The organism is Prosthecobacter dejongeii, from assembly GCF_014203045.1.
Classification (GTDB): domain Bacteria; phylum Verrucomicrobiota; class Verrucomicrobiia; order Verrucomicrobiales; family Verrucomicrobiaceae; genus Prosthecobacter; species Prosthecobacter dejongeii.
The window spans coordinates 175415-196513 of the sequence record NZ_JACHIF010000007.1; the positions used below are offsets into that span (position 1 = coordinate 175415).

The following is a 21099-nucleotide window of genomic DNA, read 5'->3' on the forward strand; positions in this document are numbered from 1 at the left end:
TGAATTGATCCATGAAGAAAATTCTCACACTTCTTATCATCCTTGTTGGGCTGGTCGGAGCCGGGCTTGTTTATCAAAAACAGCAGAATGAGGGGCTGAATACGGCCGCGAATCGGGGCGTAAAAACGCGCGAAATGTTGCTGCCAGATCTAGACATCCAAGGAATCAAAAAAATCCGACTGAAGGATGCGACTTCGGAAACCACTGTGAAAATCAGTGAAGATGGCAAATCGGCTACGGTGCTAGAACGTGGTGGGTATCCAGCCAGCATGGACCGAATCAGCTCCGTGCGTAGCGAACTCTACCAGCAGCGGATTGCCAACAAACAAGAAGTCCGCAAAGGTGCCTGGGCCGAAATCAAGGTGCAACCACCTGGGGAAGCTCCTGAGGGCGTAGGCACTCAAGTGGAACTGTCAGATGCCGGTGGTAAGGTCATCAAATCGTTCGTCTTGGGTAAAACCATTGACACCGCAGGTGGACGCACGAGCAACCAGTTCGGTGGCGGCAGCCAGCGTTTCGTTCGCATTCCGGAAGATGGTGATACCATCTGGGTGGTCAGCAATCCATTCACGGATTTGGAAGCCAAGCCTGATTCCTGGTTGGACAAGGCCTTCATTGATATCCAGAAAATCAAAGAGATCACCGTTGTTCCTCCTCAAGCTGAAGAAGGCTGGAAAGTCGGCCGTAAAACGGATGCTGAGTTGGAGTTTGCTCTTTTGGATGCTAAAGTGGGTGAGGCTCTGGATGGAACCAAGCTGGCTGTGAGCAATCTGCTTTCGACTCCGGTCTTCAACGATGTGGTGACGAAGGACAAAACGGCTGAAGCACTCAAAGGCGCGATCAAGGTTAACATCGTGACCTTCGAAGGTTTTGTCTATGATTTGCTGGTGGCTAAACAGCCTTCTGAAGATGGAGTTGGTCGCTTTTATCTGAGCGTGAAAGTAACGGGGAACTTCCCAAAATCACGTCCGCCAGTGAAAGACGAGAAGGAAGAAGAAAAGAAAAAAGCGGATGAAGCTTTCGCGACTCAGATCAAAGGCCTCGAAAGCAAGTTGGCCAAAGAGCAGAAGTTTGCAGACTGGGTGTTTGAAGTGTCTGAATACACCGTCAACAATATCTTCAAAAAGCGCAGTGAGATCGTGAAAGTCGATGCGAAAGCAACCCCTGCTCCGGCAGTGGCCAATCCACCTGTTTTCCCAACTCCTACTGCTGCGCCCTCGGCAGTAGCTACGCCACCGATTCAAGTGCCTGTAGCACCCACACCTCCAGCACCGGCTGCGCCTGCGACCGAAGAAAAGAAATAGAGCTTTTTCACAAAGCGAAGTGCTTCAACGGCAACCCGCGCAACACGGGTTGCCGTTTTTACTGCGAATGAACGACAGGGACAGTTATCAAGGTGCGTATCCCTTTTCTCCTCCTGATTATGTCCTCACGTCGCACTTTTTTCCGTCAGACTCTGGGCGTTGCTGCGCTCAGCCTCGCCCCGCATGTTTCATCGGCAGCCGTTGCACCTCGTAAGCTACGCAAAGCCATCATGGGCGGAACATTGGGAATCAAAGGAACTTTGATCGAAAAATACACCGCCGCTAAAGCTGCGGGTTACGAGGGAGTCGAGCCTGCTGGTGGTATGAATCAACAGGAGGTATTGGATGCTTTAGGTGTGACGGGTCTGGAGGCTGCTAGCGTGTGCTGTCACACGCATTGGAAGCAGACTCTGACGCACAATGATGAGTCTTTAAGAGAAGAGGGCCTGCAGGGCGTTCTCACGACATTGCGAGATGCGAAAGCTTATGGCGCGGGATCTATTTTGGTGGTCCCTGGGGTGTGCAATGAAGAGGTTCCGTATGATGTGGCTTGGGAAAGGTCCATCACTCAGCTCAAAAAAGCCGTGCCTTTGGCGAAGGAATTGGGGGTGAAGATCTCCATCGAGAACGTGTGGAATAATTTTATTCTGAGCCCCCTGGAGGCAGTGCGTTTTCTAGATGAAGTCGGTGACCCGATTGTTGGCTGGCATTTCGATATTGGCAATGTGCTGCGTTACGGATGGCCCGAACAATGGATCAAGGTACTCGGGCCACGGATCAATCGAATCCATGTCAAAGAATACAGCACCAAAAAGATGAAGGACGAAGGCGTGTGGAAAGGCTTTGATTGCGATCTCACAGAAGGAGACAACAACTGGCCTGCCATCATGAAGGCGCTTGATGATATCGGTTACACGGGCTGGGCGATTAGCGAGCAGCGAGGCGGGCTGAACCCAAACGGGCTCAAAATGCTGACGGAGCGAATGGACCGTATCTTTGCCATGTAAGATAGGCGTTGGAAAGATTCAGCAGCCTATCATCAGGGGGGCTTGGTGAATGGATAAGGTGGATAAACTGTCACCATCTTTTTTTTGGTTCAGGCTGGGGGAGCTGTTACGAAGCTCTCCCCCCCATGAAAACCAAGTTCAATCACTCTCCCCTGATCCATCTTTTAGCTTTGGGTCTCGTCGCCTTTTTTAGCTGGATGGCTTATCGTTCATCAGTAGATCACTTCGTTCGTGGCGGCCTGTTTCTGCGTGGGATCATGGTCGGAGGATGTGGACTGTTTGCATTGCTGACACTGGCGCTTTACTTGCGCAGCGGGGTCAATCGTTATCTCGTTGAAGAAGGAGGGTTGCGTATTCAGCGTCTTGGACAAAATACCTTTCATGCCTGGTCGGAAATCAGCCGAATAGATCACAACCAGCCGCTTCATTATCTCGTCATTCAAGGTCGTGATGGTGCTTTGGCTTTGACCTCTACAGATTACTTTCCTCGTCTTATGGATTTCGTTCGGGCTATTTATTTGCGTAGTCGCTGTGAACTCTCTCCATCACTGGCGGAAATGCTCGCCAGTGAATCAAATGAAACTGAAACTCCCACGGTCGCTTTAAGCATGGGGCTCTGATGAGTGTTCGCGGAAAACTCGAAAACCTTATTTAAGGGCTGAGCCGTTCCATCTTCCAGCCTCCCTCATGGCGGGTGTAGCGCAGGCGGTCATGCAGGCGACTTACGCGGCCCTGCCAAAATTCGATCTCAGAGGCCAGTAGGGTGTAGCCTCCCCAGTTGGGGGGGCAGGGGATGGGGCCAGTGCCGAAACGAGCTGCCATTTCGGTTTCACGCTGGTGCAGCCATTCACGTCCTGGGATAACCGCGCTCTGGTCCGAAACCCAAGCCCCTATCTGGTGACCGATAGGGCGGCTGTTGAAGTAGCTCTCCGCATCTTCACGGGGGAGTTTGGAAATCGTCCCTCGCACGCACACTTGATGATGGCGCTGCGTCCACAGGAAGGTAAGCGCTGCGCGTGGATTTGCAGCGATGTCCCGCCCTTTGCGGCTGTCGTAGTTGGTGAAAAAATGAAAGCCACGCTCATCCAGTCCCTTTAAAAGGACGGTGCGGCTGTTGGGCCCGCCATCACTGCCAATGGTGGAAAGAGTCATGGCGTTCGGTTCAGGCAGAGCATGAGCCAAGGCATCTTGGAGCCAAAGATTGAAGAGGATATGCGGATCGCTTGGGGCAGTCTCCTCGGTTAGGCTATCCAGATCGTAGCTCACGCGGAGGTCGCGTAGGTTGGTGGGTGGGAAGTCTAGCATGGGCTCAGCGAAAGAAACGTGCGTCAGGCCGTTGCGGCAATCCCATGTTTGCGCCTTTATCCAATATTCTTGCTATGCCTGTCCTTTCTGGAGTCTTGAGCGATCTACACCGTGTGCTGCTCAGCGCGGAATCCATTCGCAGTCGTGTCACTGAAATGGCCCGGACGATTGAGCGCGATTATGCAGGAAAAGAGATCACCGTGGTGGTGCTCATGGACGGTGCCTTGTTTTTTGTGGCAGACCTTCTTCGGCAGATTGACCTGCCGATGCGCATTGTCACGCTAGGGGCCAGCAGTTACCACGGAGGCACAGAATCTACGGGTCAGGTGAAGATTAACTGGCCGGCTGGGGTGGAGTTCTGTGGTCAGGATATTTTACTCTTGGATGATATTTTAGACACAGGACTGACTCTCAAAGCCCTGCGTGACCGATTGCAGGGAGAGTCCCCAGCCACACTGAAAACGGCCGTCTTGCTCGATAAAAAGCGGCCTCGGCAACATGTTGTCCCGCTGAATTACTGCGGGTTTGAAATCGAAGACGAATTTGTCGTGGGCTATGGCATGGATTATCAGGGACGATTCCGTAACCTACCGTGCATTGGTATTTTGAAGCCATGATCACACGTGTACTTTTTTTCTCAGTGTTACGCGACATCACGGGTCACGAAGAAATCACCTGGCAGATGCCAGAGGGTGCAAGTGTCGCAGATTTGCTGGACAGTCTTTACCGCCGATGGCCCAAGCTGGAGGATTGGGACTCTAGCCTACTGGTGGCGGTGGATCTAACCTATGTGAAGAAAACGGAACTTTTACATCCTCAATGCGAGGTCGCACTGATGCCTCCTGTGCAAGGAGGATGATCCTGCATTGACCACAGCCTAGAACCGTGCGAAACACCGCGCACTCTGCAATGAAGGACATCGTCGATAACCGCCGCCACATCTCGTTAGGTAAAAAACTGAGCCTTGCTTGGCTCATTGTGAAGGAGAACGGCATCATCTGGTGTGCCGCCTTTGCGACCTATTATCTCGCCAGTGCTGTGGGAGCCCGCGCCTTCAAGTTAATGGATCACATCCGCCGTCGTGATGGCGTGCCTGGGATGAATAGTCGCGCATTGAATAAAGCCATCTGGGAGGCCTGGGACTGGCAGGCTGGTGGTGAGGAATGGACGCCAAATGAAGCCTGGAAGACAGGAATCATTGAGCATGTCCTGCGTGGTTACATGCCGCAGGGTGGGCAGGTTTTAGAAATTGGCCCTGGTGGGGGGCGCTGGACGGGCGAACTCATCCAGCGTGCGGATGGACTGCTCGGTGTGGATATTTCAGCTTCCTGTGTGGAGGTGTGTGCAGAAAAATTTGGCAGCACGGGCAAAGCTAAATTTGTGGTCGGCTCAGGCAATGACCTTTCCGGCGTGCCAGATCGCAGCATGGATGCCCTATGGAGTTTTGATGTCTTCGTTCATATCAATCAGGCTGAGGTTGAGCGTTATGCAGATGAGTTTCGCCGAGTCTTCAAACCCGGTGCTGTGGGTATCATTCACCACGGCAGCGTGGGTGGTGGTCTCGGCGGCTGGCGCAGTAATCTGACCCATGAGGCTATGCTGGACCTCCTCAAAAAGCGTGGCTTTGAGATTGTGGCTTCCTTCAAGGAATTCACTCATGCGGGAGTGACGCATCAGACTGGCCTGTATGAAGATGTGGTGACGGTCTTTCGCCAACCAGCCTGATCGAGTGACGGACGAAGTTCTCGCTTAAACGGCAGGAGTTGCAAACTTTAGCCAGGCTTTCCAGCATGTGACAAAGCCTTTGGCAAAGTCTTGGGGACGGGCCTCAACCCAGGCGGTGATCTGGGCGGGGCTAAACCATTCCCCATAAGGAACTTCTTCTGGCAGGCAGCGTACGGGCCCATTGTGACGGGCGATGTGGAGTTCTACAAACTCGTGATCCGTGTGCTCCCCAGCCGGTAATTGAGCAGCTAGTTCTGTACCTGTGATTTCCAATCCCACTTCCTCACGGACTTCGCGGATGGCACAGGCGGCATAGCTTTCCCCGACATCCAGGTGGCCAGCGGCGCTGCTATCCCACTTCAATGGAGATACATCTTTGAGGTGTGATCGCATTTGCAGAAAAACATCGCCACGGGGGTTGATGACAAAGACATGCACTGCCCTGTGGAGCAGACCCTGCGCATGGACTTCGCCCCGCGGCTTTTGGCAGATGACCTCGTTTCGCTCGTTCACCACATCAAACATCTCGGAGGCCTTCTGCCCGGCATCGACCGAGTGGCGACCTTCATACCAGCGCGAGAGGTTCACCCATTGGCAAACGGAAAGTTCCTCCGCCCGCATCGTTACTGGCATCTGGAGGGATTCGCACAAAGCCTCCCAGGAATCTGGAGGTGGGGGAAGCAGATTCTTCATCTGCTTGCGACGTTGGCTAAAGCCCATGCGCACGAGTTTTTCAAAAGTGCGCCGTTCATACACCGGGAGGGTGGAGGGATCGCGCGGGGTAAACCGTACAATGGCACTGTCCACCTTGGGCTTCGGAGAAAAGGCTTCTGGTGGGATGATGCGTAGCAGTTCCACATCCCAATCGCGCTGAACGAGTACGGAGAGCGCTCCGTAGCCATCCTTGCCATGCTGGGCGGCGAGGCGTTCACAGACTTCCTTTTGCAGCATGAAGACGGCGCTCTTCACCGGGGTGGGTGGGGTGAGCATGTGCTTCATGATTTCGCCACCCACAGAGTAGGGTAGATTGCCGATCACGCGCACGTCGCCATACTGGTACCAGTCTCGCAAGTCCACCTGAGTGGCATCTGCGTGCTGCACGGCGACGCCTTGATGCCCATACTTTTTTTCCAACTGAGGGGCCAACTGATTGTCTTTCTCAATGAGCAGCAGCTTTTGAGGGCGGTTAACCAAATGTTGTGTCATGGCACCGAGGCCAGGCCCAGGCTCGACCACAAAAGCTGCGCCATCCGGCAGAATTTGGTCTGAGATCCAGCGTGCCACTTCCTCATCCACAAGGAAGTTTTGCCCCATGCTCTTGCGGGGGGTTACTTCCTGGCCGCCGATGATGCGGGTGGAGCGGAATTTGGGGCGTCGGTTGAATTGCATGGCTGCTCCATCGCATGGCAGGGGAAGGACTGGCAACAGGAAAGCACGGCACCTGCGGACTTCTCAATAGCTGAGCTTTTTGAGTAACGGGCAATCAATTTTCGAAAATACTAAATTCCCTTGGAATTAGGTTAAAAGAAAGGCACTGGATGAGTAAGTGATAATCATTCGCCATTTTTTATGCGTTGCTCTTTCATCTGCCTAAAAGCTTCTTTTTTCCTGCTTGGTCTCATGGTGTCTTTAGATGCTGCCGGTGCTGAAACGCCAAAAGGGGGAAACCACTCGGCGATCAAATTCACCGTAGATGGGATTCCTCTGACTCTCCCTGCCATTCCTGGGTATGGACGGTTGGATGGAATTTTGGACGAACTCGATGAAGGATTCCAGAAAGTAGCTGGTGCTTCAGGCGCAGAGGTGCTTGTCGTGCTGGCACCAGACATGGATGTGAGCCTTGCCCGGGCGGGCCAGATACCGCAGATGAAACAGAAAATTTTTATTCAGCGCAACGCAAAGGTTTCCGGGAAATTGCTGGCCAAGGAATTTCATAAACTCCGCAACGGGTTTGCTGCTGAGGCGGAGGCAACGAAAACTCGCACAAAAGACGAGACGGTGGAAGGCAGAGAAAAAGCCATCAACGAAGCGGTCTCTTATCTAGAGGTCAACCCGAAGAAGCGCAGGATCAACACGCCTGAAATGCTCGGCTTCTTCGATGAGGACGAATCCAGCTTCTGCTATGCGATGTTGGCCTCTCACACCATTGGTAATCCTGGAGAGGGAGTGAAGCTAAAGTCAAATGTGGTCTGCTTAGCTTTTGTCAAAGTCTCTGGCACGGTGGTCTTCGTGAGTGTGAATACTCCTTTCGAAAATAAGAAGAGTATGGACTGGGCCATGAAAATGACGAAGCAAGTTAAAGCAGGACTATTGGGGCGTCGTTAGTTGACGCGCTTCTTTTTGCGGTCGGATTCCCAAGCGCGTTCGGGATCATATTTCTCGTTCGCGACGGGGAGTTGGGCTCCCACCTGAGTGCGCCAATCGCTGAGTTGTTTTTGCATCTTCTGCGCGATGTCTGGTTCTGCAGCGGCCACATTGTCAGCCTCGCCGACATCGCGACGGAGGTTATAGAGCTCGACGTGCTGGTCTTCGAAGAATTCGATGAGCTTCCAGTCGCCGGCGCGGATGGCGCTGTAAGGTGTGGCGCTGCCAGGATGATAATGCGGGTAGTGCCAGTAAATGGCCTCCCGTTTAAGAATGTCCTTCTGAGTGAGTAGCGGCATCAATGATTCACCATCCACCACTTGGCCTTCTTTCAACGGCGTACCAGTCGCCTCAAGAAGGGTGGGGACGTGGTCATAGCTGATCACAGGAGAATCATTGATGGTTCCAGGTTCGATGGTGCCCGGCCATGCAATGATGAGTGGGATGTGTACCCCGCCATCGTAGGGGCCTCCTTTGCCTAAGCGGGAAGGACTGTTGTCCGTAGGCCCTGGTTTCCACCCCTGGGCCCCGACCATGTGGCTCAGCCCTCCATTGTCACTAGTGAAGACAAAAAGAGTGTTCTCGCTCAGGTCGAGTTTCTTTAATGTTTCCCGCATGCGACCCACACCATCGTCCACGCTTTCCACCAGGGCTGCATAAACGGGATTGCTGTGACCGCCGTCGGCTTTTTTGGCCTGATACTTGGCCACGACGTCGGGCTTGCCCATGATCGGTGTATGAACAGCGTAATGGGGTAAATAAATGAAAAACGGCTGGTCTTTATGCTTTTCAATAAACCCAATGGCTTCGGTGGTGAGGCGGTCAGTCAAAAATTCGCCTTGGGGCCCGTCCGGCAAAGTGGCGATCTTGTAAGGAGAGAAATAACTGGGCGGAGAACCTGCATCGGTGCCGCCGATATTAACGTCAAACCCATGTTTTTCGGGGTAGTGGTCGGTGCCGCCTAGATGCCATTTGCCGATGCTTGCGGTGGCGTAACCTCGTGTTTTTAAGCGCTCAGCCAGGGTTTCTTCGTCCTCAGGCAGATGTTTGGTCCATTCGGGAATGCTGAGGCGAGCATTGGGGCGATTATGTCCGGCGATCCAGTCTGTAACATGCAGACGGGCAGGGGACTTGCCGGTAAGGATGGCCGCCCGGGTGGGAGAGCAGACTGTACACGCGGAATAGGCTTGGGTAAAACGCATACCATCCTTGGCCAACTGGTCTAGGTGAGGCGTCTCGTAGTATTTGCTGCCGTAGCAGCCTAGATCCGTCCAGCCCATGTCATCAATCAAAATGAAGATGATGTTGGGGGGGCGATCTTGCGCCTGACTCGTGAGTGAAAAGGCAATCGCCAGTGTGAAAAGAAATCTAAGCAGCATGGTTGTGGCAGGAACGATGAATAAGACGCAAAGATTGCAACGATCTGTATGAGCAAAACCTGAATTTTAACCGGGAACGACACATCTGAGGAGGCTAAACACCACGTTTCAAACGCCAGCCTTGCCAGCTTTAAAACCCAGCCTAGTCTGAGTCATACATGGTGGTGCGAATATTTGACCGTTATCTGGGTAAGCAGGTTCTCTCAGCGACGCTGATGGGCGTCCTGCTGCTCAGTGGCGTGATGGTGCTGGGTAACGTTTACAAGAAGCTTGACGAACTCCTGGGGGATACACAACTGCCCCTAGGCTTTGTCTTGGAGTTCGTCGCCCTCATCATTCCGTTCTCGCTGATTTTTACTATTCCGTGGGCCTTTCTGACGGGCATCTTGCTCGTGTTTGGACGGCTCTCAGCGGACAATGAATTGGTTTCGCTACGGATGACCGGCTGGTCCATGTCTCGGATCTGTGCCGCCGTGTTTGTTTTAGCCTTTGGGCTATCCAGCGTTTGTTACTGGGTGAACGTCAGCGTCTCGCCCATGGCGAAGGATCGTATCAAGCGGATGTTCTTTGAAGTGGCCTTGGATAATCCTGCCGCTCTTTTCCAGGAAGGCCGTGTTCTGGATAAAGTGCCAGGTTTCCGCATCCATACAGGAAAACGGGACGGGAATGTGTTGAAGGATTTGGAAATTGTCGAAGTGGAAGGACGGCTGCCTCAGCGTGTGATCCATGCTCAACAAGCCACCCTACAGATGCAGCCTGGAGTGCTGGATTTCATCATGCAACTGGAAGGAGCAGAGATCGAAAACATCACCTACACCGAAGATAAAAAGGTGGATAAGATTGAGTTCGTCAATGCAGGCAAGATGGCCATGCTTTTTCCACTCTCGCGGCTCAAAGAGGATACCGTCAAAGTGAATGCTAGCATGAAGTCCACCAGCATCCTATGGGGGGAAGTGCGTAGCTGGATGGATGGGGTGACGGGCAAAAAAATGGATGAGAAAGAACATAGCAAGTCTCTGACAGAGCTGAGCAAAAGGTACAGTTTTTCTCTTGCCTGCGTAACGTTTGCCTTGGTCGGCATTCCGCTGGGTGTTACGGCGCAACGCCGAGAAACGTCCACAGGCTTTGCCCTCAGTCTCATCACCGCGACACTCTACCTGGTCTTCATCATCCTCGCAGACACCTTGAATAGTAAACCTGCGGCCATGCCACACCTCATCATGTGGGCACCGAATGTTCTTTTTATGGGCATTGGGGGATGGCTTTTTTACCGTTTGAGCCGTCGCTAGCTCTTGCTTGTTTGTATGAAAAACCGTCTTTTTGTGGGGTTGTCTCTAGGGGCTTTGAGTGCAGCCTTCTTGGTTGGGTGCGACCCAAAAGGGCCTGTGCAAACACAGCTGGAGGAACCTCGCAAAGTGGTCTTCCTCTCGGCGCATGGCGATCGTGCCTTTGAAACAGGGCAGCGCAATCTCTTGGCACGCTTGATGGCTAATGAGCCCTTTTATCAACTGCAAACTTTGGATGCAGGAGTCAGCCCAAACACTCAGCTCCAGCAGTTTCGAGATGCTGTGGCGAGTCAGCCTTATGCAATCATCTTGGATCCACTGAACGCCGAGCTCCTCGAAACCGAAGTGAAGGCAGCGCTGGCGCGAGGGGTTTGGGTGATCGGGCTTGGGGAAACCAGTGTGTCTTTGGGCTGCACGTCCGCGTTAGTGGCCGACCAGAAAAAAGTGGGGCAACTGGCGGGTGAATTGGTCATCAATGCTTTAACGGCAAAAGCTAGTGCCGCTGGGCAAACGGAGGTCTCCGGGCGAGTGATCGAGATCCGAGGGGATGATGAAAATGGCGTCTGTCAGCAACGACACGAAGGTTTTGAAGCCGCACTAAAAGCTGTGCCTGGCATCATTCTGGTGCATGACGCACCAGGTTTATGGAGCATTGCCGGAGGGCGCGAACGCACCCAAGATGCGTTGCGTTTGCAGCAAAGTTTCGACATTGTTTACGCTCACAATGACCTGATGGCCTTGGGGGCTGCATCGGCGCTTCAAGATCGCCGAGAGGATGTGATGATCATCGGCACGGATGCTTTTCGTGGCCGTGAAGGGGGCCTGACCTTGGTCGGCGACGGTGAAATTGACGCGACGGTTTATCAGTCACTTCTGGTGGATTTCGCCTGGGTGATTTTAAAAAAGCGAGCTGAAACAGCTGAGTTTAAACCTCAGCCGCGATACGAAATGCCCATGCGTTCCATTTTGCCCAAGGATGTGGACGACATCCGCTGGAATGGATGGCCCAAATACCCGGAGTTTTGAGGTGTATTTCACTCCCACCAGTGGAACCACTGATTCATCCAGCCGACAGCTGCAACGAGGGATGTGACCACCACCCCAAATTCTAGCATGAGGGCCATACGACGACGTTTAGCCGCACGAAGCTGGTGCAAGGGAACACGCTGCGGGGAACGCAGGGCTTTTTTGGAAAACATCGCTTCTGGGGCTGGCAAGACGTCTTTCGAGGCTATGCGACGCCGACGCAGGGTGTGAGGAGCCGCCACGATGGCACACTCCAGAGAATGAATTTCTTCCTGGAGGGCGAGTGAGCGAGATTTCATCTGCTTCAGCTTCGCGGGCTTAGCTTCCTGAGCCAAAGCCTGAACCGTTCTCGGACGACGTGTGGCGACGCGTTTGTTCATAGCGGAAGACATTTAAAACATGAGCTTGATCAAGATCACGGCAATCAAGATCGTGGCCATCAATGGTAAGGTGAAGGCGAAACCTCGACGCACCCATGTGCCGAGATCATCAGCACCGGAGAGCGCATTGGCCAAGCGGCCACTGGCGCTGTATTCCCCTTCGTCCTCGTCTTCACGTTCTGAATTTAAATGCAGAGGTGAAGTCTCTACGGGGCGATGGGAAGTGACACGACGGATGCCTTTTTCAAAGCTCGTTTCAGCCTCAATCAGCGCTGAAATGGCTTTGTCCAGTTCTTGATCGAGCTGGCTGCGGTGCCAACGCTCAGGCAAGAAGAGTTTGAGTTCATCCAGACGATCACGGAAGTCCTGCTGAGTGGAAGACATGTCCTCCACACGACGGCGGGCATCTTCAAGGTCTTCAGTAATGGCGCGCAGGCTGCGTTCCAGCTTTTCGGTGATGTCTTTGCGACCCGCGATGAAACGCTCCTGCTTTTGCTTGAGGTTTTCTAGAATTTTACGTTGGTGTTCCAGCTCTTCCTGCTCAGCGCGCAGCTTGGTGAGGCGGTGCTGGGCTTCACGGACTTGCTGGTCCATGTCCTCCATGGGAGATTCTTCGGCGTGGCCGATGGTGAATTCTGGGGCCTCATCGAAGCGGAGGATATTGTTATCCTCTGATGTGGGGACCGAAGCGAGAGCGGGAGAGCGGCGGGCCATGGCTGTCATGAATTTTATTTCAGTGACAGTAATATTACAGCTTTTTTAAATAATCTAGACTTTTCGTGCGCTTTTTCGCCATCCAGTAAGGAATGGCCCCAAAAACGAGCGATAGGAAGAGGACGGCCCCCAAACCGGAGAGATCCTGGATGAGGATCATGCGGGGAGACATGGGAAGCCCTGCTGCCTGGGCTTTCCAACGGAGCGCTTCTGGAAGGGCTAGAGCGGTGGCACTGAAGAGAATGTATAAAAAACTGCTGATGAGGCAGAGTGTACCGCCAAATCCCGAAATGATGCGAGCGGGATTTGGCTCACGAAAGTTAGGTAAAAGAGCTCCTAGAGACAGGGCTAAGGCATTCAGTGCATAACTCATCATCAAAACCGCTGCACAGAAGAACACCGTACGTTGCCAGGGAAGTGAGAGAGAGAGGCTGGAAGTAAAAACGAGAAGGGTGGTCAGCAAGCCCATGATGCCTGCACTGAGCCGGAGTTTGAGGCTTAGCACTCTTTGTAAAGACAAGGGGGAAAGACCCAAAATCCAGAGGCGCTGCCCCTCCATACTAAACTGGGGAAAGATGAAGCGTGTGGTCAGGGTGGAGAGCGCGAGGCAGCAGACGAGGAGATTTAAATGACTGATGACGATGATCCAAAAGGGACTTTGGAGGTCATACCCCAGCCGCCGCAGATTGGACGTATACATGAGCAGCAGACCGAAGATGAGGAGGCTCTGCCCCCACTGAGTGGGTTCGCGTAAAAAGGTGCGGATGTCTTTGAGGATGGCTGCATGCTCGGCCCGTTTTAGACCCCAAACCCGCGCGATTACACTGCGTTCCCTTAGTTTTTCTGGTTGTTTAAACCAGGCCTCTTCAGCAGCTTGTGCTCGCGTCATGGGAACGGCAGACATGACACGGTGCCAGGCTGGGTAAAAAAGGTGACTGCCTAATTTGGCGGTGAGAGTGAGCGCGAAGAGGGCATTGGCAAGCAAGGCAAAACTGAAAAAAGTAGCCTGAGGATATAGACCACGACCTGAAGCAAAAATGACCTCTGCGACCCATGAGCTAGGTAGCAGAGGATGCATGCAGATTTCCGTATGTTGCAGCACCCCATGCAGGCTAGAGACGATGTCATTACCATTGATGGATTCCAAATCTGCTTTGGAAAAAAAACTGTAGATGGTGGTCAGGACGATGTAGATCCCCAAGGCTGCGATGGGCTTCCACCACCAGGGGCGAGCATGGCGCACGAGGATGAGAAGAATCCAGGAAGAGAGATTGGCCGCAATGGTAACGAGGCAAAGTAGGGCAGGGGCTCCCAGGATGTAAAAGGATGGGCCGGCATCGTAGATACGGCCCAAGGCGACCAAAATGGGAGCGCTAAGTACCAATAATCCCCAACTGGCCAGTGCCATGCCTTCCAGTGTTTTCCACAGAACTAAACTGCGATAAGGCAAGGGCAAGGCTACTTGCCAATCCATGTCTTTTCTTCGGAATAGACCCATGCCTGTGATGGTGGCGTTCGAGATCACCAGCATGACAAAAAAGAAAAAGAACAAGATGTAGATGAGCCGCTCCAACAACAGGGGGCCGAAAAGTGGCATGCGGCTGATGAATTCTAGCCCGCGAGAAACCAATACGTAAGCAGCCACGCAGTAAAGCGCCAGAAAACAGCCGATCGTGAGAACCAGTAGCCGGTTTTCGGAAAGCCCATGCTGCACGCGATGCCGGAGCATCTGCCCGTGGACGCGGGCCAGCAAGAGCGTGGCGGAGGCAGATGACATGGGGGAGACGCGGCAGTTGCCAAGCTATGTTGACAGGTTGGGCGTGAGGTTGCTGCATTATTTATAATATTTCCGGCGATGTTTGTCCATCCGGCACAAAAGGGTGATCTATCTTCTTTCTTGGTCTGCAGGGTGTTTCTTCGTCCTTGCCGGAGCACGGATGCTGAGGCAGAGCTAAAGGACCCCATGCGTATCCTTGGCCTTTCAGCCTACTTCCATGACTCCGCCGCCTGCCTGATTGAAGATGGCGAGGTCGTAGCCGCCGCGCAGGAGGAGCGTTTCAGCCGGAAAAAACATGATGAGAAGTTCCCTCGTCACGCCGTGGATTTTTGTCTGAAACAGGCGGGTGTCACCATGCAGCAGGTGGATCATGTAGCCTACTACGAGAAGCCCTTTTTGAAGTTTGAGCGCATTCTGGAAACTCACCTCGCCTTTGCCCCGAAGGGGTTGAAAAGCTTCATGATGGCGATGCCGAGTTGGTTGAGTCAAAAACTTTGGCTACCGCAGGTTATTGCGGACGAATTGGGCTGGGACGGGCGCGTGCTGTTTGCAGAGCATCATGAGTCGCATGCAGCATCAGCCTTTTTCCCTTCTCCCTTTGAACGTGCTGCCATACTTACTCTGGATGGCGTGGGAGAATGGGCGACGGCTTCATACGGTGTGGGCCGTGGAAATCAGGTGGAGATCCTTCATGAAATGCGCTTTCCGCACTCGTTAGGATTGCTCTATTCGGCCTTCACTTACTTCACAGGCTTTAAAGTGAATTCGGGCGAGTATAAGCTGATGGGTTTGGCCCCATACGGTGAGCCACGGTTTGTGCAGACGATCCTAGATCATGTCATTTCGCTGAAGGCGGATGGCTCCTTTGCCATGAATCTGGAGTACTTCGACTATGCGGCAGGGCTGAAAATGACGAGTTCCAAGATGAATTCGTTGTTAGGCGGCCCCCCACGCCAGCCAGAGTCGGCTTTGACCCAGCGTGAAATGGATATTGCCAGATCCATTCAGGTGGTGACGGAGGAGATCGTACTTCGCATGGCCCGTCATGTGCGCCAGGAAACGGGAGAAAAGTACCTCTGCTTAGCCGGGGGCGTGGCATTGAACTGCGTGGCCAATGGCCGACTTTTGAGAGAGGGGATCTTTAATGATCTATACATCCAACCGGCCTCTGGGGATGCAGGGGGGGCTTTAGGTGCAGCGCTGGCGATTCAGCATCACTTCCTGGATCAACCCCGGGCTTTTAAAACCACAGGAAACTGGCAGCGCGGAAGCTACCTAGGCAGTGAGTATGGGCCTGAGGAAGTGAGGCAAGCTTTAATCCCTCTGGGGGCTAAGATGAGCTGCTGCGCTTCCATGTCTGAAATGGCGACGAAGACTGCTAAATTGATCGCAGAAGGGAAGGTCGTTGGCTGGTTTCAGGGACGGATGGAATTCGGTCCACGTGCGCTAGGAGCGCGTTCCATTTTGGGTGATCCACGTGTGGCAGATATGCAGCGCAGGCTGAACGTAAAGATCAAGTTTCGTGAGGGCTTTCGTCCTTTCGCGCCGGCCATTTTATCCGGGCGTGAGGCGGAGTGGTTTGACCTGGATCGCCCGAGTCCCTACATGCTGCTAGTGGCTCCAGTGGCAAAAAAGCATCGTTTGTTAGTCTGTGAGGCCGATGAGGTGGCCCTGTCCGGCTTGCATAAGCTGCGTTTACCTCGCTCTACAATCGCCGCCGTGACGCATGTGGATGGCTCTGCCCGCGTCCAGAGTGTGGATGCTGAAACGCATCCTGCGTTTCATGAGTTGATCCAGCGTTTCGATGAATTGACGGGATGTCCGATGGTGGTGAATACTTCCTTCAATCTACGTGGGGAACCGATGGTAGAGTCTCCTGCCCAGGCTTACACCTGTTTTATGCGGACCGATATGGACGTCTTGGTTATCGGCCCTTGGTTACTGCTCAAGGAAGAGCAACCCGCTTGGGCAGAAAAGGAAAACTGGAGGGAGCAATTCCAGCCTGACTGACATGGTTAGACAAAACATCATTCTTCAAGAACTACGCGAAGTGGAGCAGTCGCCACGCGCTTGGCGTGCTTTTGGTTGGGTCATGGCGGCGGCATTGGTAGTTCTGGCGGGAATCTCTTTTTGGAAACACGGCCAGATAACTCTCTGGACACTGGGCTTAGGCAGTACTGCGGTTGCATTTGCCTTGACGGGGCTGATCCTCCCAAGATTGCTCAAGGAGCTTCATCTGAGCTGGATGTTTATATCGCTTTGTTTGGGGTGGGTCATGTCGCGAGTGATCTTGATCCTGCTCTTTGTCTTGGTGGTGATCCCGACTCATGTGGCGGGGAGGGTATTTAACTTATCTTTTATGCAGATGCGTTCAGGTGCTGAAAAGGATAGCCTATGGGTGAAGCGGAAACCCCGTGAGAGAAGGCATCACGAAAAGTTATTTTAACCGAGCTAATATGCTCTAAAGCTAGAGACTTTCGCTCTGCATGAAACGCACCCAAATCATTCGCCAATTTCTGTCGTTCCTGGTTCAGTCCGGCAAGTGGTGGTTGATGCCTTTGGTCTTGATGCTTTTGCTGTTGGGTACGGTTCTGGTCTTTGCGAAAGGCAGTGCGATTGCCCCCTTTATTTACAGCCTCTTTTAGCCCGAAGCCAAGCCCCCTTCATGCTGCGCTGTCTTTGTGGAACTGAATGGCGGCGATTTTATCGGCCATGTCGTGGCTGGCACAGAAGGCGATTTCTGCACTGGCAGCACGGCTGAGGCGTGCACGAAAGGTAACGATTTCCCCCAGGCTAAGTCCATCCACAAAAGCTTCAACCGGACGGTGGTCGGGGCTAAGGCTACGAATCTCAACCGTGGTATCTACGGAAAGAAGCGCGCTACGCCAGTGGGCCGGTTCCATGACATTGGACCCGACCAGCAACCACGCGGGGGTATCTGCTAGCAAGGGGCTGGCCCCCATGCTCCGGGCATAGGCGGTGGAGCCTGCCGCAGTGGCGACGAGGGCACCATCACTGACGAGTTTTGGAATACGCTCGACCCCATTAACGATGATTTGTAGCCAAGCACTTTGACTGGTAGCTCGCTCCAGCCAGGCATCGTTAAAGCCGTACGATTTGTGAATCGTGCCCGCCTTGTCCTCCACTTCAATATAGAGCATAGGCATCTGGCGCAGAATGACATCGGAAGGCGGAAATGGGCAGCCGAGGACTTGTTCTGGCGCATTCATCAAGAAGCCGAGGTGGCCTGCATTGATTCCAAAAAATGGGCGGCGTTCACGCCAATTTTCACGAATGCAGCGCAGCATGGCCCCGTCGCCGCCGAGCACGGTGATGAAATCAGGCTTATCATTTGTTCCTGGGCCGATCTCTGCAAGCCATTGCTGGGCCTTGGTATTGTGGGGATCGGCTTCGATAGAGTAAGTCTTGCCATTGAGACTTTGACGGGCCCAGTTGCCTGGATTGGGGGCACGATACAGACCGTAACGTTCAATGTAAGCTTGGGCACGTGCATTGAGGAGCCCAAGGACGGGCTGCCCGTGGCTGAGATGATCACGAATCAGCGTGCTTGAACCATGTTCTTCGATTTCGAAGACGATGGATTGAGGGGGAAGATCGGCTTTGTTGAGGCTGTAACCTGGGCGAGTGAGAACCGCAAAGTGAGCGTGATTCCAAAGGTACTCGCCCTCTGCCCAAGTACGCTGGATCAATGACTTGCCTGTCGCACCGCCAGAAACGAGATCTCCACCCACGACATGCCAAATTTCACCTTCGTTTTCAAAACGAGTTTGCAGTGCGTGATTGCGGGTAAAAGTAGCTTGTTCAAGATCGAACAAATCCACGATAACACCTGGCAGATCACCAAAAGTCAGATCTGCAAGGGCGGCGCGATAAACGGCCGGGATGGAACCCGTTACGGGTTTGTCAGGCCGAGGGCCACACGGAATGATACGCACCTGATCAAACTCCCGCGCCAATCGCTGAGCGATGACGCGGTGATGCAGGCCAGGGGGATTGAAGCTGCCTCCAAAGAGGGCAATGCGCTGGGGCATAGCACACGGTGGCGCGGAGTGGCCAGAGGGCAAGTGCGGAGTGCCTGGCGAGTGTAAAATGCTAGATTCTTCCTCACTGGCGGGTGGGCCCGTGATGTTCTTAGCTCACGACACCTTCAGCTACTTTTCCAGAAACGTTGGTTAGGCGAAAGTCGCGGCCACCATAGCGGTAGGTGAGGCGAGAGTGATCAAGCCCTAAGAGATGCAGTATAGTAGCATGCCAATCATGAATATGCATGGGATTCTGCACGGCTTTATAGCCGATCTCATCTGTGGCTCCATAGGTATGCCCTCCTTTAACCCCACCACCAGCCATCCAAATGGAATAACCTTGATGATTGTGGTCACGCCCATCGGTTCCCTGTGCATACGGTGTGCGGCCAAACTCACCAGCCCAGACAACGAGGGTGTCTTTGAGCATGCCACGGGCTTTGAGATCCGTTAGTAAAGCAGCGATGGGGCGATCCGTAGCAGTGCAACTTTTTGCAAGGTTATCCTTGAGAAGGTTGTGGTGATCCCAATGGGTGGGCGAGGCAATCTCGATGAAGCGCACTCCTGCTTCGGCGAGACGACGAGCTAATAGGCATTGGCGGGCAAACTGGTCCTTGCCTTTCCCAATGCCGTAGAGCTTGCGTGTGGATTCCGGTTCACGGCTAATGTCCAACACTTCAGGAACTTCGCTTTGCATGCGAAAGGCCAGTTCAAAGGATTGAATGGCTCCTTCGATTTCTGGGTGGTGTATTTCGTGTTCTAGTTTGTGCTGATTGAGGCCGCGAATCAGGTCTAACTGTGCACGCTGTAGTTGTGGTGAAACTTGAGAATTGGCGATGTTTTTCATCGCTGGTCCAGGGGTCTCGTCTTTCTTGAGTAAAGCTGCATAGAGCTCTGGCAACTGGCTTCCACCCATTTTCGTTCCTTGGCAGATGGGCGGTAAGAAGGCACTGCCGTAGTTTTGGGAACCTCCGTTATCGGCTGGTGGATTTAGGGTGATGCAGCCGGGTAGGTTTTCGTTTTCACTACCCAAACCATACAGAGTCCAAGCTCCCAGTGAAGGTCGCACAAACTGAAAGCTACCTGTATGCATTTGGCCAAAGGCCTGTGCATGATTTGGCAGATCGGTGTGCATCGAATTGATGATGCAGAGATCATCTGCATGGCTGGCCAACTGTGGATATTGGCTGGAGATCCACAGTCCCGATTGACCGTGCTGATGAAGAGGATGAATGGGCCCCAGTAGCCTAGCACCATGGGCGGCTTTTCCCAGGCTGGCAGCCTGGCCGCTGTGGCGCATAAGTTCAGGCTTGTGATCAAACAGATCCACGTGGGATGGTCCTCCACGCATCGTTAGAAAGATCACCCGTTTGGCTCGTGCCGGGAAATGTGGCACTGGCAGCCGACTTTGGCTGCCTCCTTGTGCTAGGGCTGCAAAAGCCAGCCAGCCAATCCCTGAAGAGGTGGCCTGCAACATCTGACGGCGAGAGAAGGGCAATGTGTCCATGGATGACAAGGTGAGATTAGCCGAACAAAAGATGTGTTATATCCCAGTTATTCTGACACGGCTATCCATGCCTAGACGAGGAAAAAATCGAAGCGGTGCCTTGGCCATTGCGGCACTTGCACACCCATGCCGTCCCTGCTTCCTTTCCTAGATGCCGCTCCCTTTTATCAACGAACCCCACCCCCTGCTCCCGCAGATTCATCGAGTTTATCGGGCGGAGGAGATCAATGCCTTTGGCAAAGATCGGGGACCAGCGTTTTATGAGACTTGCCTTCTTTATGCGCAGAGTCTGTGGCGAATCGGCTTCCCGGCAAAATGCATTTTGCTCCTAAATCGAGCTCTTTCCTCCCCGATGCCAGGTCACGAAGCGATCTTGCACAAGTGGCCGCTACCCTATCAAGCCATGTCGTGGCTGCTCCTCCATCGGCCGCTAGGACAATTCATTGGCAATCCACGCCGTCACTGGCAGCACCTAGCCACGCGGATGGTGGAGCCTAACAAAGAACTGCGCACTTGGCGAGCCTGGGCTTGTTGGTATTTGGCCAAAGAGATCCTGCCTGAAGGAGATTTCCCTGCCGATCTGGAGCAGATCCGAGAGGAGGGCGTAATAGAGCCTACGCATGGAGAGATTGTGGCGAACCTTATCCGTCTTTCTCCAGCGGATGATCTTTCACGTTGGCTGGCGGCATTGGATTGGACTCATCAACAGTTAGGCCGTGAAAGGCGAATGGCAATGCCAGTTCGGGTCAGGCGCATTGGTGAAAGTGAGTTGCCTGTCATTCAGCGTCTTGGACATGAAATCTGGCGCAAATGCTATCCTGGCATCCTCAGTGAGGGGCAGATTGATTACATGCTGAGTGTCTGGTATCAACCTGATGCGATGGCGAGAGAGATGCATACGCGAGGTGCCTGGTTTGCCCTCGTTGAGGCCGAGGCCCTTGGCGCTGTAGGTTATTTATCTTTTGAGCGTTATCCGGAAAATGTATTGTTTATCAATAAGCTCTATGTGCAGCCTGAGATGCATGGACAGGGCGTTGGTGCTGCGGCATTAGCGTGGACGGAAGAACGGGCGCGAGAACTGGGCTGCTATCGCCTACAATTGCGTGTGAATAAGCACAATGCTCCGGCCATCCGTGCTTATCAGCGGGCAGGTTTTAAGTTCCTCGAAGATGTGTGCAGTGATATTGGAAATGGCTATGTGATGGACGATTTCCGCATGGAGAAATCACTTTTATAAACTCTGCAATTCCCAGGTGCCTAAAATCACACCTGGGACCGTAGT

At 53.3% G+C, this 21099-nt stretch carries 21 protein-coding genes; 13 read left to right on the forward strand and 8 right to left on the reverse strand.

Annotated features, from left to right (window positions below; all coding sequences use genetic code 11):
* Nucleotides 1-11: 11 nt before the first annotated feature.
* From HNQ64_RS16470 to HNQ64_RS16480, 3 genes are all read left to right on the forward strand, one after another.
* Entirely contained in the window at nt 12-1304 is a 1293-nt protein-coding gene (locus HNQ64_RS16470; RefSeq protein ID WP_184210581.1) for a DUF4340 domain-containing protein, read from the forward strand.
* Nucleotides 1305-1423: 119 nt separating this feature from the next.
* Complete coding sequence (locus tag HNQ64_RS16475; protein ID WP_184210583.1) at nt 1424-2311, forward strand: sugar phosphate isomerase/epimerase family protein; 888 nt, start codon at nt 1424-1426, stop codon at nt 2309-2311.
* A 125-nt stretch (nt 2312-2436) separates the two neighbouring features.
* A complete protein-coding gene (locus HNQ64_RS16480; protein WP_184210585.1) occupies nt 2437-2931 on the forward strand; it encodes a hypothetical protein in 495 nt (164 codons plus the stop codon).
* 31 nt (nt 2932-2962) lie between these two features.
* On the opposite strand, the gene pdxH is transcribed toward HNQ64_RS16480, so the two are convergent.
* Nucleotides 2963-3616, reverse strand: coding sequence for a pyridoxamine 5'-phosphate oxidase (gene pdxH / locus HNQ64_RS16485; RefSeq protein WP_184210587.1), 654 nt, complete (start codon nt 3614-3616; stop codon nt 2963-2965).
* Nucleotides 3617-3690: 74 nt separating this feature from the next.
* On the opposite strand from pdxH, the gene hpt reads away from it, so the two are divergent.
* From hpt to HNQ64_RS16500, 3 genes are read left to right on the forward strand one after another with little or no spacing between them, the layout of a single operon-like run.
* Complete coding sequence (gene hpt, locus HNQ64_RS16490) at nt 3691-4233, forward strand: hypoxanthine phosphoribosyltransferase (RefSeq protein WP_184210590.1); 543 nt, start codon at nt 3691-3693, stop codon at nt 4231-4233.
* Nucleotides 4230-4475 (forward strand): MoaD/ThiS family protein, encoded by a 246-nt coding sequence (locus tag HNQ64_RS16495; protein WP_184210592.1) that lies wholly within the window; start codon nt 4230-4232, stop codon nt 4473-4475. The genes hpt and HNQ64_RS16495 overlap by 4 nt, the downstream gene beginning before the upstream one ends.
* A 50-nt stretch (nt 4476-4525) precedes the next feature.
* On the forward strand, nt 4526-5341 hold the full coding sequence (locus HNQ64_RS16500; protein WP_184210594.1) for a class I SAM-dependent methyltransferase: 816 nt from the start codon (nt 4526-4528) through the stop codon (nt 5339-5341).
* Nucleotides 5342-5365: 24 nt separating this feature from the next.
* Here the strand turns inward: HNQ64_RS16500 and rsmA are convergent, their stop codons facing one another.
* A complete protein-coding gene (gene rsmA / locus HNQ64_RS23985; protein WP_246431078.1) occupies nt 5366-6730 on the reverse strand; it encodes a 16S rRNA (adenine(1518)-N(6)/adenine(1519)-N(6))-dimethyltransferase RsmA in 1365 nt (454 codons plus the stop codon).
* Nucleotides 6731-6910: 180 nt separating this feature from the next.
* On the opposite strand from rsmA, the gene HNQ64_RS16510 reads away from it, so the two are divergent.
* Entirely contained in the window at nt 6911-7666 is a 756-nt protein-coding gene (locus tag HNQ64_RS16510; protein WP_184210597.1) for a hypothetical protein, read from the forward strand.
* On the opposite strand, the gene HNQ64_RS16515 is transcribed toward HNQ64_RS16510, so the two are convergent.
* Nucleotides 7663-9084 (reverse strand): sulfatase, encoded by a 1422-nt coding sequence (locus tag HNQ64_RS16515; RefSeq protein ID WP_184210600.1) that lies wholly within the window; start codon nt 9082-9084, stop codon nt 7663-7665. The two genes, HNQ64_RS16510 and HNQ64_RS16515, sit on opposite strands and share 4 nt — an antisense overlap.
* A gap of 158 nt (nt 9085-9242) precedes the next feature.
* Between HNQ64_RS16515 and HNQ64_RS16520 the strand changes: the two genes are divergently transcribed.
* Together HNQ64_RS16520 and HNQ64_RS16525 are read left to right on the forward strand one after the other, a co-directional pair.
* A complete protein-coding gene (locus HNQ64_RS16520) occupies nt 9243-10373 on the forward strand; it encodes an LptF/LptG family permease (protein ID WP_184210602.1) in 1131 nt (376 codons plus the stop codon).
* Nucleotides 10374-10469: 96 nt separating this feature from the next.
* Entirely contained in the window at nt 10470-11396 is a 927-nt protein-coding gene (locus HNQ64_RS16525) for a substrate-binding domain-containing protein (protein WP_184210604.1), read from the forward strand.
* 8 nt (nt 11397-11404) lie between these two features.
* Here the strand turns inward: HNQ64_RS16525 and HNQ64_RS16530 are convergent, their stop codons facing one another.
* Genes HNQ64_RS16530 through HNQ64_RS16540 form a run of 3 tightly spaced genes read right to left on the reverse strand, consistent with a single transcriptional unit; the run spans nt 11405 to nt 14267 of the window.
* Nucleotides 11405-11776: a hypothetical protein gene (locus tag HNQ64_RS16530; RefSeq protein WP_184210606.1), complete on the reverse strand. Its 372-nt coding sequence runs from the start codon at nt 11774-11776 to the stop codon at nt 11405-11407.
* A 12-nt stretch (nt 11777-11788) separates the two neighbouring features.
* Nucleotides 11789-12490, reverse strand: coding sequence for a hypothetical protein (locus HNQ64_RS16535; protein WP_184210607.1), 702 nt, complete (start codon nt 12488-12490; stop codon nt 11789-11791).
* A 34-nt stretch (nt 12491-12524) separates the two neighbouring features.
* Nucleotides 12525-14267: a putative ABC transporter permease subunit gene (locus HNQ64_RS16540; protein ID WP_184210609.1), complete on the reverse strand. Its 1743-nt coding sequence runs from the start codon at nt 14265-14267 to the stop codon at nt 12525-12527.
* A 186-nt stretch (nt 14268-14453) separates the two neighbouring features.
* On the opposite strand from HNQ64_RS16540, the gene HNQ64_RS16545 reads away from it, so the two are divergent.
* The 3 genes from HNQ64_RS16545 to HNQ64_RS16555 are packed head-to-tail and all read left to right on the forward strand — an operon-like array spanning nt 14454 to nt 16912.
* Nucleotides 14454-16277, forward strand: coding sequence for a carbamoyltransferase family protein (locus HNQ64_RS16545; protein ID WP_184210611.1), 1824 nt, complete (start codon nt 14454-14456; stop codon nt 16275-16277).
* Between the two features lies 1 nt (nt 16278).
* The gene (locus HNQ64_RS16550) at nt 16279-16713 is read left to right on the forward strand and encodes an SxtJ family membrane protein (protein ID WP_184210613.1); all 435 of its coding nucleotides are present in this window, start codon (nt 16279-16281) and stop codon (nt 16711-16713) included.
* Between the two features lie 40 nt (nt 16714-16753).
* Nucleotides 16754-16912 (forward strand): DUF5989 family protein, encoded by a 159-nt coding sequence (locus HNQ64_RS16555; protein ID WP_184210615.1) that lies wholly within the window; start codon nt 16754-16756, stop codon nt 16910-16912.
* An 18-nt stretch (nt 16913-16930) separates the two neighbouring features.
* On the opposite strand, the gene HNQ64_RS16560 is transcribed toward HNQ64_RS16555, so the two are convergent.
* Nucleotides 16931-18319, reverse strand: coding sequence for an NAD(+)/NADH kinase (locus HNQ64_RS16560; protein ID WP_184210617.1), 1389 nt, complete (start codon nt 18317-18319; stop codon nt 16931-16933).
* 100 nt (nt 18320-18419) lie between these two features.
* A complete protein-coding gene (locus tag HNQ64_RS16565) occupies nt 18420-19817 on the reverse strand; it encodes a DUF1501 domain-containing protein (RefSeq protein ID WP_184210619.1) in 1398 nt (465 codons plus the stop codon).
* Between the two features lie 403 nt (nt 19818-20220).
* Here HNQ64_RS16565 and HNQ64_RS16570 point away from each other — a divergent pair, with 403 nt between their 5' ends.
* The gene (locus tag HNQ64_RS16570; RefSeq protein ID WP_184210621.1) at nt 20221-21054 is read left to right on the forward strand and encodes a GNAT family N-acetyltransferase; all 834 of its coding nucleotides are present in this window, start codon (nt 20221-20223) and stop codon (nt 21052-21054) included.
* Nucleotides 21055-21099: the final 45 nt, after the last annotated feature.

Excerpts from the sequence above, each read along its gene's own strand:
- HNQ64_RS16470 (WP_184210581.1), top strand. The coding sequence starts at position 12 with ATGAAGAAAATTCTCACACTTCTTATCATCCTTGTTGGGCTGGTCGGA.
- HNQ64_RS16475 (WP_184210583.1), top strand. The coding sequence starts at position 1,424 with ATGTCCTCACGTCGCACTTTTTTCCGTCAGACTCTGGGCGTTGCTGCG.
- HNQ64_RS16480 (WP_184210585.1), top strand. The coding sequence starts at position 2,437 with ATGAAAACCAAGTTCAATCACTCTCCCCTGATCCATCTTTTAGCTTTG.
- pdxH (WP_184210587.1), bottom strand. The coding sequence starts at position 3,616 with ATGCTAGACTTCCCACCCACCAACCTACGCGACCTCCGCGTGAGCTAC.
- hpt (WP_184210590.1), top strand. The coding sequence starts at position 3,691 with ATGCCTGTCCTTTCTGGAGTCTTGAGCGATCTACACCGTGTGCTGCTC.
- HNQ64_RS16495 (WP_184210592.1), top strand. The coding sequence starts at position 4,230 with ATGATCACACGTGTACTTTTTTTCTCAGTGTTACGCGACATCACGGGT.
- HNQ64_RS16500 (WP_184210594.1), top strand. The coding sequence starts at position 4,526 with ATGAAGGACATCGTCGATAACCGCCGCCACATCTCGTTAGGTAAAAAA.
- rsmA (WP_246431078.1), bottom strand. The coding sequence starts at position 6,730 with ATGCAATTCAACCGACGCCCCAAATTCCGCTCCACCCGCATCATCGGC.
- HNQ64_RS16510 (WP_184210597.1), top strand. The coding sequence starts at position 6,911 with ATGCGTTGCTCTTTCATCTGCCTAAAAGCTTCTTTTTTCCTGCTTGGT.
- HNQ64_RS16515 (WP_184210600.1), bottom strand. The coding sequence starts at position 9,084 with ATGCTGCTTAGATTTCTTTTCACACTGGCGATTGCCTTTTCACTCACG.
- HNQ64_RS16520 (WP_184210602.1), top strand. The coding sequence starts at position 9,243 with ATGGTGGTGCGAATATTTGACCGTTATCTGGGTAAGCAGGTTCTCTCA.
- HNQ64_RS16530 (WP_184210606.1), bottom strand. The coding sequence starts at position 11,776 with ATGAACAAACGCGTCGCCACACGTCGTCCGAGAACGGTTCAGGCTTTG.
- HNQ64_RS16535 (WP_184210607.1), bottom strand. The coding sequence starts at position 12,490 with ATGGCCCGCCGCTCTCCCGCTCTCGCTTCGGTCCCCACATCAGAGGAT.
- HNQ64_RS16540 (WP_184210609.1), bottom strand. The coding sequence starts at position 14,267 with ATGTCATCTGCCTCCGCCACGCTCTTGCTGGCCCGCGTCCACGGGCAG.
- HNQ64_RS16545 (WP_184210611.1), top strand. The coding sequence starts at position 14,454 with ATGCGTATCCTTGGCCTTTCAGCCTACTTCCATGACTCCGCCGCCTGC.
- HNQ64_RS16550 (WP_184210613.1), top strand. The coding sequence starts at position 16,279 with ATGGTTAGACAAAACATCATTCTTCAAGAACTACGCGAAGTGGAGCAG.
- HNQ64_RS16555 (WP_184210615.1), top strand. The coding sequence starts at position 16,754 with ATGAAACGCACCCAAATCATTCGCCAATTTCTGTCGTTCCTGGTTCAG.
- HNQ64_RS16560 (WP_184210617.1), bottom strand. The coding sequence starts at position 18,319 with ATGCCCCAGCGCATTGCCCTCTTTGGAGGCAGCTTCAATCCCCCTGGC.
- HNQ64_RS16565 (WP_184210619.1), bottom strand. The coding sequence starts at position 19,817 with ATGGACACATTGCCCTTCTCTCGCCGTCAGATGTTGCAGGCCACCTCT.
- HNQ64_RS16570 (WP_184210621.1), top strand. The coding sequence starts at position 20,221 with ATGTCGTGGCTGCTCCTCCATCGGCCGCTAGGACAATTCATTGGCAAT.